Source organism: Bacillus sp. NS1 (assembly GCF_058248265.1).
This window is the reverse complement of record NZ_JBZAZF010000003.1, coordinates 742429-757869: the sequence shown is the minus strand read 5'-3', so window position 1 is coordinate 757869 and position 15441 is coordinate 742429. Positions and strand designations below refer to the sequence as shown.

General features: G+C 43.8%; 18 protein-coding genes. All 18 read right to left on the bottom strand.

What is annotated here, in order from left to right; genetic code table 11:
- Nucleotides 1-8 precede the first annotated feature (8 nt).
- Nucleotides 9-1091, bottom strand: coding sequence for a histidinol-phosphate transaminase (gene hisC / locus AC4CV5_RS14445; RefSeq protein WP_166851362.1), 1083 nt, complete (start codon nt 1089-1091; stop codon nt 9-11).
- Between the two features lie 11 nt (nt 1092-1102).
- Entirely contained in the window at nt 1103-1906 is an 804-nt protein-coding gene (gene trpA / locus AC4CV5_RS14440) for a tryptophan synthase subunit alpha (RefSeq protein ID WP_166851359.1), read from the bottom strand.
- The gene (trpB, locus tag AC4CV5_RS14435) at nt 1899-3101 is read right to left on the bottom strand and encodes a tryptophan synthase subunit beta (protein ID WP_166851356.1); all 1203 of its coding nucleotides are present in this window, start codon (nt 3099-3101) and stop codon (nt 1899-1901) included. Before trpB ends, trpA begins: the two co-directional genes overlap by 8 nt.
- Complete coding sequence (locus tag AC4CV5_RS14430) at nt 3082-3729, bottom strand: phosphoribosylanthranilate isomerase (RefSeq protein ID WP_490923072.1); 648 nt, start codon at nt 3727-3729, stop codon at nt 3082-3084. The genes trpB and AC4CV5_RS14430 overlap by 20 nt, the downstream gene beginning before the upstream one ends.
- 4 nt (nt 3730-3733) lie before the next feature.
- Entirely contained in the window at nt 3734-4486 is a 753-nt protein-coding gene (gene trpC, locus AC4CV5_RS14425; RefSeq protein ID WP_222143069.1) for an indole-3-glycerol phosphate synthase TrpC, read from the bottom strand.
- Nucleotides 4479-5495 (bottom strand): anthranilate phosphoribosyltransferase, encoded by a 1017-nt coding sequence (trpD, locus tag AC4CV5_RS14420; protein ID WP_222143070.1) that lies wholly within the window; start codon nt 5493-5495, stop codon nt 4479-4481. The genes trpC and trpD overlap by 8 nt, the downstream gene beginning before the upstream one ends.
- Nucleotides 5467-7014 (bottom strand): anthranilate synthase component I, encoded by a 1548-nt coding sequence (trpE, locus tag AC4CV5_RS14415; RefSeq protein ID WP_490923071.1) that lies wholly within the window; start codon nt 7012-7014, stop codon nt 5467-5469. The genes trpD and trpE overlap by 29 nt, the downstream gene beginning before the upstream one ends.
- A gap of 215 nt (nt 7015-7229) precedes the next feature.
- A complete protein-coding gene (gene aroH / locus AC4CV5_RS14410; protein ID WP_019258756.1) occupies nt 7230-7613 on the bottom strand; it encodes a chorismate mutase in 384 nt (127 codons plus the stop codon).
- The gene (aroB, locus tag AC4CV5_RS14405; RefSeq protein ID WP_166851340.1) at nt 7610-8698 is read right to left on the bottom strand and encodes a 3-dehydroquinate synthase; all 1089 of its coding nucleotides are present in this window, start codon (nt 8696-8698) and stop codon (nt 7610-7612) included. Before aroB ends, aroH begins: the two co-directional genes overlap by 4 nt.
- A complete protein-coding gene (gene aroC, locus AC4CV5_RS14400; RefSeq protein ID WP_166851337.1) occupies nt 8698-9870 on the bottom strand; it encodes a chorismate synthase in 1173 nt (390 codons plus the stop codon). The genes aroB and aroC overlap by 1 nt, the downstream gene beginning before the upstream one ends.
- 74 nt (nt 9871-9944) lie before the next feature.
- Nucleotides 9945-10715, bottom strand: a complete 771-nt coding sequence (gene cheR / locus AC4CV5_RS14395; RefSeq protein WP_490923070.1) for a protein-glutamate O-methyltransferase CheR — start codon at nt 10713-10715, stop codon at nt 9945-9947.
- Nucleotides 10716-10951: 236 nt separating this feature from the next.
- On the bottom strand, nt 10952-11401 hold the full coding sequence (ndk, locus tag AC4CV5_RS14390) for a nucleoside-diphosphate kinase (protein ID WP_079287909.1): 450 nt from the start codon (nt 11399-11401) through the stop codon (nt 10952-10954).
- Between the two features lie 115 nt (nt 11402-11516).
- The gene (gene hepT / locus AC4CV5_RS14385; RefSeq protein WP_490923196.1) at nt 11517-12479 is read right to left on the bottom strand and encodes a heptaprenyl diphosphate synthase component II; all 963 of its coding nucleotides are present in this window, start codon (nt 12477-12479) and stop codon (nt 11517-11519) included.
- A 25-nt stretch (nt 12480-12504) separates the two neighbouring features.
- A complete protein-coding gene (gene menG / locus AC4CV5_RS14380) occupies nt 12505-13206 on the bottom strand; it encodes a demethylmenaquinone methyltransferase (RefSeq protein ID WP_166851315.1) in 702 nt (233 codons plus the stop codon).
- 6 nt (nt 13207-13212) lie between these two features.
- Nucleotides 13213-13968 carry a heptaprenyl diphosphate synthase component 1 gene (gene hepS / locus AC4CV5_RS14375; RefSeq protein WP_064812849.1) on the bottom strand — a complete coding sequence of 252 codons (756 nt, stop codon included), beginning with the start codon at nt 13966-13968 and terminating at the stop codon, nt 13213-13215.
- A 163-nt stretch (nt 13969-14131) separates the two neighbouring features.
- Entirely contained in the window at nt 14132-14359 is a 228-nt protein-coding gene (gene mtrB / locus AC4CV5_RS14370; RefSeq protein ID WP_003230576.1) for a trp RNA-binding attenuation protein MtrB, read from the bottom strand.
- A 21-nt stretch (nt 14360-14380) separates the two neighbouring features.
- Nucleotides 14381-14953 (bottom strand): GTP cyclohydrolase I FolE, encoded by a 573-nt coding sequence (gene folE, locus AC4CV5_RS14365; RefSeq protein WP_019714786.1) that lies wholly within the window; start codon nt 14951-14953, stop codon nt 14381-14383.
- A gap of 188 nt (nt 14954-15141) precedes the next feature.
- Entirely contained in the window at nt 15142-15420 is a 279-nt protein-coding gene (gene hbs, locus AC4CV5_RS14360) for a non-specific DNA-binding protein Hbs (protein WP_003153447.1), read from the bottom strand.
- Between the last annotated feature and the right edge of the window lie 21 nt (nt 15421-15441).

The following is a 15441-nucleotide window of genomic DNA, read 5'->3' as shown; positions in this document are numbered from 1 at the left end:
ATCACCTCTTATAAAATTTCAGCTAAAATTGCAAGAATTTCTTCATTTTGCTCTTTTGTTCCGATCGTAATCCGGAGTGATGTCGGGAAACCCAATGCATTTCCCGACCGGACAATATAGCCTTTTTCCAGCAGAGCCTGAAACAGTTCATCGGCCGGACGGTTAAAGTCAATTAACACAAAGTTTGTCTGTGAAGGGTAGCACTTTAAACCATGAGTCTTCGCAAAATCATAATATTGCTGAAGGCCTGCATTATTTTGCTCGACACAGGAAGCAATAAACGCTTGATCATCGAGCGCTGCAATCGCCGCAGCCTGACCTAGACGACTCGTGTTAAATGGCTCTCTTGCCGGCTCAATCTGGCGAATCAGGTTCTCATCAGCAATTCCGTATCCGACTCTGAGCGCTGCCAGACCGTAAGCCTTTGAAAATGTGCGCAAAATCATCAGATTGGAATACTTGTTCAAAAGCGGCACGGTTTCCGGGTAATCCTCTGCTGTTACATATTCATAATATGCTTCGTCAAGAACAACGAGGACACGAGAAGGAACGTGTTCCAGAAATGCGAGTAATTCCCCTTCTGATGTATAAGTGCCAGTCGGGTTATTCGGGCTGCATATCCAAACAACTTGTGTCTGTTCGTCGATTGCTTCGAGCATGGCGTCTAAATCATGTGAACCGTCAGGACGAAGTGCAATTTCACGAACTTCAGCGCCTTCAATGACCGCATTGTGTTTATATTGCGGAAAAGTGGGGGCAGCAGTAATCGTGTTGGTTTTATCGTTTAAAAATGCCCGGCAGATGATCTGAATGATTTCATCTGATCCGTTTCCGAAAATAAGTGATGTTTCGCTGACATTGAGGTGCTCACTGAGCCTTGTCCGCAAAGCAGCGCTATACCCGTCCGGGTAAAGGGCAAGCTGTTGAATCTCATGATGAAGCGCCTCTTTTGCAGCTTCTGAACAGCCGTACGGATTCTCATTTGAAGCAAGCTTCACAACTTTATCCAAGCCATATTCTAATTTCACTGCTTCGATCGGCTTTCCAGGCTGATAAGGCTTCAGCTGTTTTAAATGTTCTTTGATACGCAAATCCAGTCACCTCATTTTAAACTGTACAAGCCGCCAAACGCCGTTGCGTAATCTTTAAACTCCTGCAGCGCTCGATCTCTCGTTTCAGCGCTGATGAGCCGGTCCTTTAGCTCTTCTATTTTTCTGACGAGCGCACTTCCCACTACGACACCGTCACAAATTTCATTCATCTTCATGACCTGTTCGCGGTTTGATATACCGAACCCTACAGCAACCGGAACAGTGCTGAGATCCTTCACTGTCCGGATGAACGGGTACACGGATGAATTGAACTCATGGCGGACACCGGTCACACCTAGAGAAGATACACAGTAGACGAAGCCCTCGGCTTGTTCAATAATGGTTTTCAAACGGCTTTCGCTTGTCGGCGCAACCAAAGAAATATACGTCACTTCATGGCTTTTGCATTCCGCTTGAAGGCTGGCGCTTTCTTCTAACGGCAAATCCGGCACAAGCAGACCGTCAATATGATTTTCCCGCAGTAAAGCGAAAAAGTATTCTTTGTTCAATTGTAACACAGGATTATAATACGTAAAGAGGATAATCGGAATATTCACGCCGTTTTTTTTCATTTCTCCGCCTAATTCGATTGCCTTTACGATATTCATTCCATGATCAAGTGCCCGCTTTGAAGCCCGCTGGATCACCGGACCATCTGCAAGCGGGTCTGAGTATGCGACACCAAGCTCCAGTGCCGTGGCGCCTGCTTTTTGGAGAGACTTCGCTAGTTTAACCGAAACCTCAGGCGATGGATCTCCCGCCGTAATAAATGGGATAAACAATTTTTCTGATGGTTGAAGATCTAATTTAAACATGCGCTTTCACCTCTTCTTCCAATACATTCATTAATGTGTTGACATCCTTATCTCCCCGTCCTGATAAACAGACAAGAATGGTTTGATCGCGATCCATCTCTTTAGCGAGTTTGAATGCTTTTGCTAACGCATGGGCAGATTCGATTGCCGGCAAAATCCCCTCTTTTTCTGACAAGAGTTTTAATGCATCCACCGCTTCTTCATCTGTAATACTGTCATAAGTGACACGGCCGCTCTTATGCAAATAAGCGTGCTCCGGACCGATTCCAGGATAGTCGAGTCCTGCTGAAATGGAGTAAGGCTCAATAATTTGCCCGAACTCATCTTGAATGAGATAAGTCAATGAACCGTGAATAACGCCTACGGTTCCTTTCGTAATAGTAGCGGCATGAAGAGGAGTATCAATTCCTTTTCCGGCTGCTTCAGCGCCGATCAGTTCAACATCTTCATCTAAAAACGCCTGAAACATGCCCATCGCATTGCTTCCTCCGCCTACACACGCCACTACTTTATCAGGCAGAGCGCCATTAATGCTTTTCAGCTGATTCTTTGCTTCCTCTCCGATCATTTTTTGAAATTCACGAACCACTTGCGGATAAGGGTGCGGTCCGACAACTGATCCAATCATGTAAAAATGATCCTCGCAATGTTGAACCCAATACCGAATCGCTTCATTTGTGGCATCCTTCAACGTGCCGTTTCCGCTCGTTACAGGCACAACTTCCGCTCCAAGAAGCTTCATGCGGAAAACGTTCAGAGACTGGCGGGCAACATCCTCCTCGCCCATAAACACGGTACAGGAAAAGCCGAATTTGGCTGCGACTGTCGCAGCAGCAACGCCGTGTTGACCTGCACCGGTTTCAGCAATGATTTTCGTTTTTCCCATTTTCTTAGCGAGCAGCGCTTGACCTAACGCATTATTGATTTTATGAGACCCTGTATGGTTCAAATCTTCCCGTTTCAAATAAATTTTCGCGCCGCCGAAATACTCAGTAACTCGATCAGCGAATGTGAGTGCAGTCGGCCTGCCGGAATAATCATTTAACAGCTTGTAATATTCATTACGAAAAACAGGATCATCTTTGATCTCTTTAAATGCGGTTTCAATTTCTTCTAACGGCTGCATCAGTGTTTCCGGAACAAACTTCCCGCCAAAATCGCCGTACCTGCCTATTTCATTCGGATATGGATACATATCGGTTCATCCTTTCTTCTAAAAGCCTCATCAGATTCTGATCTTTTTTCCCGTGTTTTTCGATTCCGCTGGCAAGGTCAATTCCTGCCGGCTGATATTTCAATAGGTCTGTGACAGTGTCGGGATTCACGCCGCCTGCGATAAAAAAACGTTTGCCTATAGCCGCCTGCTGGTATTCCGGCACACAGTCCCAAGAAAAAGAAACACCTGTGCCGCCTCTTGCTCCTTTTACAGACGAATCAATCACAAAGCCGTCCACATTATCTTTAAAGTGGGCTATTTCTCGACTTGTGTTCTCATGATGGTGAAGCGCCTTCCATATTTCACAATCTGTCAGCATGCGAAGCGCATCGGCATCCGCAGGTTCCTCATCACCGTGAAGCTGAATGACGTCGAGATTCAAGTCTTCGGCAATGCGTGAGATCGTCTCTATCGATTCATTAACAAAAACCCCTGCAACCTGTTTTTCGACACGAACTTGACTCAGCCACTTTTTCACATTTTGCGGAGATACTTTTCGTTTGCTTTCAGCAAAAATAAAGCCCAGATAATCAGCCTGTGAGTCCGCTGCAAGCTGCAAATCCTGCAGTGACCGCATGCCGCAATATTTTAATGCCGGCTTCTTCACATCCTCACTCTCCAAACAAAGCATGGATTGCTTTTTGCTGTGATGTTTGTCTCATCAATGATTCACCGATAAGCACAGCTCGTGCTCCATGTTCTTTGACAAATGTTAAATGTTCTAAAGAACCGATTCCGCTTTCGCTGACAAGCAGTGATTCTTTTGGAGCAAGAGAAGCGATTTGTTCTGTCTGTTTGATAGAGGTTTCAAATGTTTTTAGGTTTCGATTGTTTATGCCGAGAATAGCAGGCGTAAATACTTTCAAAATTTGTTCAAGCGTTGTTGGATCATGAACCTCTACTAACACGTCCATCTCCTTTTCACCTGCTTCAAGATATAATTCATGAAGATGTAAGGGATCTAGCACTTCGCCGATTAACAATATGGCATCAGCTCCGATTCTTTTCGATTCCTCCACTTGAAGAGAATCAATAATAAAATCTTTTCTGAGTACAGGGATCGAAACAGCGCATTTCACGTCTGATAAATAGCTGTTTTTCCCTTGAAAAAACGGAGTGTCTGTTAAAACGGAAAGCGCATCTGCCTGCGCAGTTTCATAGTCTTTTGCAATCTGCACAGGGACAAAATCCTCTTTAATAAGCCCTTTTGACGGTGACGCTTTCTTCACTTCGGCAATCAATCCGATAAACCGATTCGGACTTGACAGTGCCTCTTTAAATGAACGTTTTTCGAAAGGCTGCTCTTCCGGCAGTACCAGTGTTTTTACTTCTTCTTTCTTTTGTTTGATGATATTTTCAAGCATAGATCTCTTCCTCTTTCTGCTTTAGTCGTTCAAGCTGCGCAGCAGCGCCTCCGCTTGTAATCGTCTCTAACGCGAGCTCCGTACCTTCCTTCAGTGAGGCGGTTATCCCCGCCGTGTATATCGCAGCCCCTGCATTAAAAGCAGTAATAGATAAAGCGGAACTGCTGCTTTTATTTTCAAAAATATTCTGAATGAGACAGGCACTCTCTTTCGGTGACTGCACTTGTAAATCTTCAATTCTGCCATTTGTAAAACCGAAATCTTCGGGTGAAACGGTGTATTCCCTGCGCTCTCCGCCCTTTAATTCAATCACATCAGTTGGTGCTGTAATTGAAAGCTCATCTAAACCGTCGCGGCTGGATACGAACAGGACATGCTTCGGCTGAAACGTTTCCAGTGCGCTTGCCATCAGTCCCGCTTTTTCAGCGGAATAGACCCCGATCACCTGACGCTTCGCCTGCAAAGGATTGCTGAGCGGTCCGAGCAGATTAAATACCGTTCTGAAGCCTAGTTCCTTTCTAGTAGCCGCTACATGTTTCATAGACGAATGATAAAGCGGCGCAAAAAGAAATCCCATGTTGTTTGTTTCAATGCTGCTTTTGACCTTTTCGGGAGTGGTTTGAATTGGAACCTCTAGCTCCTCTAAAACATCAGCGCTTCCGCTTTTAGAAGAGACAGAGCGATTGCCGTGCTTAGCAATTTTCGCACCGGCTGCTGAGGCAACAATTGCAGATGCCGTTGAGATATTAAAAGTGGAAATACCGTCTCCTCCGGTTCCGCATGTATCTACAACATCAGGAAGTCCATCTACTGTAAGAGCGCGCGCCCGCATCGCCTTCACAAAGCCCGCAAGCTCTTCTGGCGTCTCCCCCCGATGAGCAAGAATAGACAATATACCGCCCATTTCAGAAGGAGCCATTTCCGCTGTCATCATCATATTCATCAGCGCTTCTGCCTCTCTGGCAGTGAGTGTTTTTCCGTCAACGCACAATTGTAGAAATTTGTTCATCGCCTTTATCCTCCTTGCTATGGAACATGTCTTCTGCAATATGAATCGTTTTCAGCAGCGCACCGGCTTTATTACAGCTTTCTTCGTATTCGGCTTCCGGAACAGAATCCGCAACAATTCCAGCACCTGCCTGTATCGATGCAACACCGTCCTTTACGCTCATCGTGCGAATCGTAATACAAGAGTCGATATTACCGTCAAATCCGATGTAGGCGATACAGCCGCCGTATGTCTCTCTCGGTGTTGGCTCGAGCTCTTGCAAAAGCTGCATGGCACGGATTTTGGGAGCACCTGTTAAAGTTCCCGCCGGGAAAGCGGACATCAGTGCATCGACAGGATGAACCCCTTCCTGCAATCGGCCTGTAACCACCGAAATAATGTGCATGACATGCGAAAAGGAGACAATTTTTGTGAACTCCGGCACAGAAACAGATCCATACTCTGCTACTCTGCCGATATCGTTCCGGGCAAGATCAACGAGCATGTAGTGCTCCGCTTTTTCTTTTTCATCCTTCATCAGCTCAACTTTGAGTTTTTCATCCTCCTCTTTGTCTGCGCCTCGTTTTCTCGTACCCGCAATTGGATGGATTTCCAAGTGACCGTCCTTAACGTGAATTAACCGTTCCGGAGAACTGCCGACTATTTCTCTGTCTTGGAGTTTCATATAATACATATAAGGAGAAGGATTGACGATCCTAAGCACTCGGTATAACTCAAAGGCATCTGATTTTATCGGGATCTCAAATTTTTGTGACAGAACGCCTTGGAAGATATCGCCCGCTTTTATATATTCTTTGATTTTTTCTACATCAGCCATAAAAGCGGATTTTTCATAATTAGAAGATACTGTCTCAAAGCTGGGTGTCTTATATGAATCAGCAGAGAGAAACAACTCTTTTATGTTTTTTTGACCCATCATTTTTTCAATGATATCTTGAAGTTCTTGATGATTTTGATGAAACACATCGTTTTTTTCGTTTTCGGTCTCCTGTCCATTGAGCCTTGCATATTGGATAAAGTGGACGTTTTTGGTTTCATGATCGTACGCAATTAATGTCCGGCAAACAAACAGCATACACTTTTCCATTTCTGTTTCTTTTGTATGCGGAGGAACAGAAGGCTCAATCAGCGGGATCATATCATAGCTTAAGTACCCGACAGCTCCACCGACAAAAGGAATGTCTAGCTCTGGCGTTTTGATGTTGTACATGGTATTCATCCAATTCAGAACTTCTTTAAGTTCATTTCCTGTGTAAAGAAATCTGCCAGCCTGATCTGTAGCTGTAAAACGGCTCTGCTCTTCTTTAATCGTAAGGAATGGATTTAGGCCGATAAACGAATATCTTGACCAATTGGATGTATCATCCTTGCTTTCAAGAAGATACGTAATCTCCCTGTCGAGCTTCTCTATCATTTGAATGGGTGTCATCGTATCGACTGTGAAGGTCTCCACAATCGGTATGGTGTGGTAGGACAAGCTGTCCTGTAAAAATGCAGAAATGTTGGATTGGAAATTCATTGCTCTCACTCCTTATGGCAAGGAGAATGAGAAGATGGCATGAGAGGATAAAATATTATATAACAAATAAACCCAAAAGAAAGGCTTCTTTTGGGTAGAATAAACATACATGTCTCAGCTCAACTACACTCATTCTCTGCTACCCTATTCTCTAACTCAACTCATTCAATCGCTTTATACACACTCTTGTGTATTTCTAAGCTGTTCTTATCGTATTACAATTCAGTATTTTTTGTCAATGATAAATCGGGTCTTAATACTACGGCTTTTTCTAGGTATACATGTCTGATCTGATCCTGAGGAACATCAGTTTGGACGGTCATCATCACTCTGATGCACTTTTTCAGGCCGCCGGTTACATCCATTTCCTGCATACAGGTTACCGGCACATACTGCCACCCTGAAAGCTCACGAACGGCTTTTGCCGGGAAAACGGAGTGCAAATCAGGTGTCGCCGAGAGAAGCATTTGAACAACATCTTCAGGTTTTGTTTTGTTTTCTTCTATGATTTTCTCTAACAGCTGTTTTGTTTTTTGTAAAATTTCTTCTTCAGTATCCCGTTCAACTGTAGTTGCTCCGCGAATTCCGCGAATCATCATGATGTCTCCTCCAATCGCCATTTGTTCAGCCAGCTCTCAAGTTCATTTCTGGAAAATGTGTGATCAGCAACTTTTCCTAATTCTTTAAGCACGATAAACTGAATCTTTCCGCCGCGGGTTTTCTTATCATTCATCATACGGTCCAATAGAACCGATGTTTCCGTCTCTTTTTTAATTCGACTTGGATAGCCGAGGCTTTTTAGCCAGCTGACCAAACGTTTCCTGTCCATTTCACAGCCCGCTGTCTTTTCGCTTATATATAAAGCAAACTGCATCCCGAGGGCCACGGCATCACCGTGGGTGATCTGTCCGTATCCATATTCCGCCTCAACGGCATGACCGAGCGTATGTCCGAAGTTTAAGTAAGCTCTGATCCCCTCTTCTTTTTCATCCTGCTGAACGACAGACGCTTTAATTGCAATGCCTTTAAAAATCATGTCATTCAGCTGATCACTGGTGATATCGCGCAGTGAGCGGGTATTCAGCAGCTCTTCCAGAAACGCTCTGTCATAGATAAAAGCGTGTTTAATCACTTCTGCCATTCCGGACCGAAGCTCTTTTTCGGGCAGAGAACGCAGGAAGTCTGTATCGTAGAGCACGGCCTTCGGCTGATAAAACGCACCAATTAAATTTTTTCCGAGCGGATGGTTCACAGCTACTTTTCCTCCGACTGCGCTGTCATGCGCCAAAAGCGTTGTAGGCATTTGGATGAAATCAATGCCACGCATAAAAGTGGCAGCCACAAAACCGGCAAGATCTCCTACAACACCGCCACCGAACGCGATGATGCATGAGGAGCGATCCATATGAAAACGAATCGCTTCACTCTGCAGTTTTGTGTACATGTCCATGGACTTCGCCTGCTCTCCGCTCGGCACCGTCACTTTTTTCACAGGCCATTTTTCTTGCAGCAAATGAAGCATTTCATCACCATACAGGCGGTCTACCTCTTCATCCGTGACAAGCATAATCCGCGTTAAAGGCCTGTTTAGAGAGTTTAATAGTTCGCAAGCCTCTTTTCTGATGCCTTGTCCAATAAAAACAGGATACGACGAGGAAGCGGTTTGAACATCCAGTGTTTTCATTAAAATTCCCTCGACAGTTTTCTCATATTCTCCACATTTTCTCTAATGCGGTCGATTTGATCTAAGCCGAATTGTTCAACGACTGCGTTCGCAATTTCCCATGCGACAGCCGCTTCAGCTACTACACTTGCCGCAGGCACGGCACAGCTGTCTGAACGTTCAATGCTGGCAGAAAACGGTTCTTTCGTTTCAATATCCACACTTTTCAGCGGTTTATACAAAGTCGGAATCGGCTTCATGACTCCGCGAACAACAATCGGCATTCCTGTCGTCATGCCGCCTTCCAGTCCTCCGAGTCTGTTTGTAGCGCGGGTATATCCCTTTTCCTCGTCCCAAATGATCTCGTCATGGACTTCGCTTCCATTTCTTCCGGCTGCTTCAAAGCCGATGCCGAATTCCACACCTTTAAATGCGTTAATTGACAGCACAGCAGCAGCAAGCTTGCTGTCCAGCTTGCGGTCATAATGGACGTAGCTGCCCACGCCTACCGGCATTCCCTCGACAACGACTTCTACAATTCCGCCGATGGAATCGCCGTTTGCCTTCGCTTCATCGATGGCAGCCATCATTTTTTTGCCTGCTTCTTCATCGTAGCATCTTACTGGAGACTCCTCCGTTACACGCTGCAGGTCTTCAATTGACGTATATTCTGTTTTTTCAGCTTTAACTGCGCCAATTTGCAATACGTGACCTGCCACCTTAATGCCAAGCTCAGAAAGAAGCTTTTTAGCGACAGCTCCTGCCGCCACTCTGACAGTTGTTTCCCTTGCTGAAGAGCGCTCAAGCACATTTCTCATATCACGGTGATTATATTTAATCGCACCGTTTAAGTCAGCGTGCCCAGGTCTTGGTCTGGAAATTTGGCGCTTCATTTCCTTTTCTTCATCTTCTGTAATCGGAGCGGCGCCCATGATTTTAGTCCAATGCTTCCAATCGTTATTTTCAACTACGAGAGCAATTGGTGAACCGAGTGTACGTGCATGGCGCACCCCGCTCATAATTTTGGCCTGGTCTTTTTCAATCTGCATGCGGCGCCCGCGGCCGTGGCCTTTTTGGCGTCTGGCAAGCTCAAAATTGATATCTTCCTCCGTTATGTAAAGCCCGGCAGGCACACCTTCAATAATGGTTGTCAGTTGGGGGCCGTGTGATTCTCCGGCTGTTAAATATCTCATGACTTCTTCTCCCTTCATCGCATTAACGCTTTTAAGTAAAACTACTATAACATATTTTTCAGCAAAAAGTCAGTCTATCTTTTTTGATAAAAGAATGTATCGGCTGGAGCCAGACCAAATTTCTCCGGATTGAAAATTTGCTCGGTGCTGCCGACAAAAAGAACTCCATTCTTTTTCAAGCTTCGTGCCATTTTTAAATAAAGCTCTTCCTTCGCGCTTTCTGTAAAATAAATCAATACATTGCGGCACACGATTAAGTCAAAGTCTTGTTCATAACGATCAGCCAGCAGATTGTGCTTTTTGAAAGTAATATTCTTTTTGATTTCGGGTTTTACTTCATAATTTCTATTTTCGTTTTGATTAAAATAACGATCCTTCACAGATGAAGGCACTTCCTGTAAAGACCTCTCCTGATAGACGCCTTTTTTCGCTTTCTCCAATGCTTTTTCATCAATATCAGTCGCCAAGATCTGAAAGCCAGGAAGACCTTTTTGCTGATCCAAAAGCATGGCAAGCGTGTAAGGCTCCTCACCCGTTGAGCAGGCGGCACTCCATATCTTTAATGGCTTAGAGTTCTTGATTAACGGCAGAATAGCAGTCTCCAGAACTTCCCATCTTTTATAATTACGATAAAATTCTGAAACATTGATCGTCATTCTGTCCAATGTTTCATTTAAGAGGACTTGATCTTTTTCCAATGCCTCCGCAAAGTCCTTAAAGCTTTGAAACCCCTTTTTCTCATAAAGCGACGTCAGTCTTCTTTTCATTTGCGCTTCTTTATATAATGTCAAATCGACTCCGGTTAATTGTTTCCATTTCGTTGTAAATACGCTGTATGTATCCATCTCTACTCTCCCAGTCTCGCTGTCTTTTTGTCCTAGTATAGCTTGTTTTATCAGTAAATTGTATTGTTTCAATAAAAAAATCAGCTTTGCAGCTGATTTTAGATCGTCGGGAAAGACAGAAGTCTGATGCATCCTGCCATTAAACCCTTTATTCACTTTAATGTAAACCTTTACAAAATAAATCAAAAACCGGCGGCGTTACTTGATGCCGGCTCTGTTACTTATTTTCACAAAGATTAATAGATCCAGCCTGCCATGAGCTGTTGATATGATACTAATTCTTCATTCTTAAAGAAAATGTTAATCTCGCGTTCTGCACTTTCGAGAGAATCAGAGCCGTGGATGATGTTTTTTCCGACAAACATGCCATAATCTCCCCGAATCGTACCAGGCAAAGCTTCTTTAGGATTGGTCTTTCCGATCAGCTGTCTCGTTACCTCTATGACATTCTCGCCTTCCCAAACCATTGCGAATACAGGTCCTGAAGTAATAAACTCAACGAGTTCTCCGAAGAAAGGCTTCCCTTGATGTTCGGCGTAATGTTTCTCAGCCATTGGTTCAGTCACTCTCATTAACTTGGCACCAGCTAATTGTAAGCCCTTACGTTCGAATCTGGATAAAATATCCCCAATGAGCTGACGTTGGACACCGTCTGGTTTCACCATGATAAAAGTCTTTTCCATCACATTCTCCACCCCATCATTATGTATGTATAGGCTTTCACACTGCACACCGAAATCGTAACATCTTTCTGATAATTAATCAATCCGGGGCGGAGAAATTTAATAATATCTACAAAAATTAAAATTTTCTTTTACCGATATATTTTGCGATAGCCGCAAGAGACGAACGTGCACGCCCTCTCGGAAGCGTGTTTAATTTCTGGAAAGCTTTCTGCAAATACATTTCGCTTACTGCCATAGAAGCTTCAATCGCATCTGTTTTTTTGATTTCCTCAATGATTGGTTCAAGTTGTTCCTGTGTTGTCTCGCTGTTAATCAATTTAAGCTGATTCTTTAATGCTGGATTTTTCAGAGCATACAGCACTGGCAATGTGACATTCCCTTGAAGCAAATCTCCTCCAACGGGTTTGCCCAGCTCTTCTTCTGTTGAAGTAAAGTCAAGGATATCATCGATGATTTGATAAGACATGCCGACGTAATACCCAAACCAGTACAGCGCCTTATGAATCTTTTCATCAGCTCCGGACGCAATGGCACCGAGCTGGCAGCTGACCGCGATCAGGAGAGCCGTTTTTCTTTTGATGCGGCGGAGATACGTTCGGAGATTTTGTTCCATGTTGTATTTGTCTTTGATCTGTTCGATTTCCCCCAGACAAACTTCAACGATTGTTTGTGACAAAATCCTATGGGCTTTCGGTTCATTAATTCTCGTCATCATTTCAAGAGATCCCGCAAGCATATAATCGCCTGTGTACATCGCAATGCGATTATCCCATTTTGCTTTGATTGTCGGCTTTCCTCTGCGAAGCTCCGCATCATCAATGACATCATCATGAACTAAAGATGCCATGTGAATCATTTCCAGAGTAACGGCAACATATTTAATCTTATTAATATCGTAATCGCCAAACATGCCGGAAAGCAGCACGAAAACGGGCCGAATACGTTTCCCTCCGGCCTGCAGCAGGTGAAGACCCGCCTCGCTTAAAAGCGGGTAATCGGAACGTACGGTTTGTTCAAGTTCTTTTTCGATTACATCAATATCGTCATTTAAAAAAGAGTAGGCCATTTTAAATTTCATATCATTCACCCAAACATCTGTGTTTTCATTTCCATCCGATATGCGTGGCAGCGACTCCGCCAGTAAACGAATGATATTTGACATTTTTCAGGCCCGCCTCTTCAAACAGGCCTGCCAATTCCTTCATTCCAGGGAATTCTCTGGCTGATTCTTGAAGCCAAGAATATTCTTTATAGCTCTTCGCAAACAGTTTCCCGAAAAACGGCATAATATACTTAAAGTACATAAAGTAAGCCTGTCTGAACCCAAACATTTCCGGCTGGGACGTTTCCAGGCATACTACTTGGCCGCCCGGCTTTACCACACGTCTCATCTCTTTCAATACGGTCAAGTAATCAGGGACATTGCGAAGTCCGAAACCAATCGTGACATAATCAAATGTATCATCTTCAAAAGGAAGCTCCATCGCATTTCCGTGCAGCAGTTCAATTTGACTGAATCCGCCGTTTTTTACTTTCTGCTGTCCGACACTCAGCATATTTTCACTGAAATCCAAGCCCTTGATCTCCCCGCTTTTTCCGGCTGCTTTTGCAAGAGCGATCGTCCAGTCAGCCGTTCCGCAACAGACATCAAGGGCTTTGGCGCCTTCTTTTACATCCATGATGCGCATCGTTTTTTCGCGCCATTTTTTATGCTGCTGAAAACTGATGACAGAGTTCATTTGGTCGTAGTTTTTAGATATTTTTTCAAATACTCCATGAACGCGCTGTTCTTTTGATTCTTGCATAATGGTTTACCCTTCTTCCACTTTCTGATGATAGGTTTGATCTTGGCTGATTGTCTTCAGACGGTTTAATAAAATGTGCTGAATAGGTGAATTTAGAGGCAAAAGTGACTCAATGCTGTTTTTCGCTTTTTTAAAACAATCTTCTAATATCTCTTCTTTTGTTTTTCCCAGCTGTATAAAACTGCCGATCACATCCAGAAATGTATCATTTCCGTTCATCAGCCGCTTAAATACAAAAAAATCACTCGACAGCTTTTTCCAGCGCGGGAGGTTAAAGTGTTCCGCCACCCGATGGAATAAAGCTGATTCAACGATGCCGACACTTTCGAAAAAATCATGTTCGTCCTTGAAAGAACGGTCATATAGACGAATTTTATGTTCATTGATTTCTTTGATGGCTGTAGCAAGCGTCCGAATCATATAGATATCCTTCATTTCAGATAGTAAAGAGTAGTACAGCCCGCTGAAATAATCGCCTGCGAGTACAGTCAATTGGCGGTTTTTGTTTTCGTCTCGTTTTATGACTCTGGCTGTCGTCACTTCATCATGGGTATCAAGGGCGCTTTGTACAAGCATCGCTGTTACAATATAATTTTCTCTGTCATTGTTTTTTATGTCAGCTTCTTCAAATAAAGCATGAAAAAGAAGAAGCTTATCCTCATCAATTTTTGGCGCAGAAATATGCTTCGCTAAATAAGGATGAGACAGCTTTTGTTTTAATTTCGTGTTCAGATTGGCTAAAGTTCCGTAGATGTCTTGCAAAAATATCACCCTTGTCCCCAAATTCACATTTATTTCTTAATCTATGTATGAGTTTTATTTTTTCATTCACTTACGCAGGTATCATTATAGCATAAAAAAAAGAAATTGGCTGTATCCTCCCGCTGTTTGCGAACATTTGCTTTTAACAGCGGGGACAGCCAGCTTATTTTTTTTCGCTTTTCATTTCTCCGTATGCGGTTTGGATGAGTGCCTCTCCTCTGACTTTAATGGCAGAAGTATGCTCTGTGAACTGAGCGATGATTACCTCTCCCTTGTCGAGTTTTTCGGAATGGTGAAACTTTGTGTCTGTTCCTCTTGTCAGGCCGATCACATTCACTCCGTCCTCAACCGCTTTAATGACGACAAAGTCACTTGAATGCTTTTGGTTCATTTATAGCACCCTCTATCTTTATTAGTCCTGGCGTTTAATATGTTCCAATACTTCAGCGCGGGCAGCAGCATCATCTTTGAAAACGCCTCTGACTGCTGAAGTGACAGTTTTTGCACCCGGTTTTCTTACACCGCGCATCGTCATGCACATGTGTTCTGCTTCAACCACTACCATTACGCCGTACGGATCAAGCGTTTCTACGATGCTTTCCGCAATTGTAGACGTGATGCGTTCCTGAAGCTGCGGACGCTTTGCAACGGCTTCAACGGCACGTGCCAGTTTGCTGAGCCCTGTGACCTTTCCGCCTCGCGGTATATATGCAACGTGTGCTTTTCCATAAAAGGGAACAAGGTGATGCTCACACATAGAATGAAACGCGATATCTTTTACAAGAACAAGCTCCTCATGGTTTTCACCGAAGATAGTCTGGAAATGTTCTTTTGGATCTTCATTTAAGCCGGAGAATACTTCGGCGTACATCTTTGCGACTCTTTTCGGAGTATCAAGAAGCCCTTCTCTATTCGGGTCTTCTCCGATCGCTTCTAAAATTTGACGAACAGCTTGTTCGATTTGCTCTTTATTAACTTCTTTCATGTTCTATGTCCTCCACCAATGAATACATTTAATTTCGATTCTAGCACACATGCCCCGCTAAAAGCAAAGTGAATGCCCTGTCAGGAAGCTCATGCTCTTGGAAATATGAAAAGCCCCTTAGAAAGGGGCTTTTCTGTGAAGAAATAAAGTGTATGTAAGCTAGATGCATACACGATCTATATTCACAATTATTTTCCGGCAACTGCATCTTTAAGCGCTTTACCTGGTTTGAAAGCAGGTACTTTGCTTGCTGGAATTTCGATTTCTTCACCTGTTTGAGGGTTGCGTCCTTTACGTGCAGAACGTTCGCGCACCTCGAAGTTACCAAAACCGATCAGTTGGATTTTATCACCGTTTTTAAGTGCATCTAAGATCGTATCAAAAACAGAGTCAACTGCTTTTGTAGCGTCTTTTTTAGACAATTCGCTTGCTTCAGCAACCGCATTGATAAGTTCTGTTTTGTTCATGCCTTTCACCTCCTCCCAAAA

Excerpts from the sequence above, each read along its gene's own strand:
- cheR (WP_490923070.1), bottom strand. The coding sequence starts at position 10,715 with ATGGATACATACAGCGTATTTACAACGAAATGGAAACAATTAACCGGA.
- trpB (WP_166851356.1), bottom strand. The coding sequence starts at position 3,101 with ATGTATCCATATCCGAATGAAATAGGCAGGTACGGCGATTTTGGCGGG.
- aroB (WP_166851340.1), bottom strand. The coding sequence starts at position 8,698 with ATGAAAACACTGGATGTTCAAACCGCTTCCTCGTCGTATCCTGTTTTT.
- trpE (WP_490923071.1), bottom strand. The coding sequence starts at position 7,014 with ATGAATTTCCAATCCAACATTTCTGCATTTTTACAGGACAGCTTGTCC.
- aroH (WP_019258756.1), bottom strand. The coding sequence starts at position 7,613 with ATGATGATTCGCGGAATTCGCGGAGCAACTACAGTTGAACGGGATACT.
- trpD (WP_222143070.1), bottom strand. The coding sequence starts at position 5,495 with ATGAACAAATTTCTACAATTGTGCGTTGACGGAAAAACACTCACTGCC.
- hepT (WP_490923196.1), bottom strand. The coding sequence starts at position 12,479 with ATGAAATTTAAAATGGCCTACTCTTTTTTAAATGACGATATTGATGTA.
- mtrB (WP_003230576.1), bottom strand. The coding sequence starts at position 14,359 with ATGAACCAAAAGCATTCAAGTGACTTTGTCGTCATTAAAGCGGTTGAG.
- trpA (WP_166851359.1), bottom strand. The coding sequence starts at position 1,906 with ATGTTTAAATTAGATCTTCAACCATCAGAAAAATTGTTTATCCCATTT.
- trpC (WP_222143069.1), bottom strand. The coding sequence starts at position 4,486 with ATGCTTGAAAATATCATCAAACAAAAGAAAGAAGAAGTAAAAACACTG.
- menG (WP_166851315.1), bottom strand. The coding sequence starts at position 13,206 with ATGCAAGAATCAAAAGAACAGCGCGTTCATGGAGTATTTGAAAAAATA.
- hbs (WP_003153447.1), bottom strand. The coding sequence starts at position 15,420 with ATGAACAAAACAGAACTTATCAATGCGGTTGCTGAAGCAAGCGAATTG.
- aroC (WP_166851337.1), bottom strand. The coding sequence starts at position 9,870 with ATGAGATATTTAACAGCCGGAGAATCACACGGCCCCCAACTGACAACC.
- folE (WP_019714786.1), bottom strand. The coding sequence starts at position 14,953 with ATGAAAGAAGTTAATAAAGAGCAAATCGAACAAGCTGTTCGTCAAATT.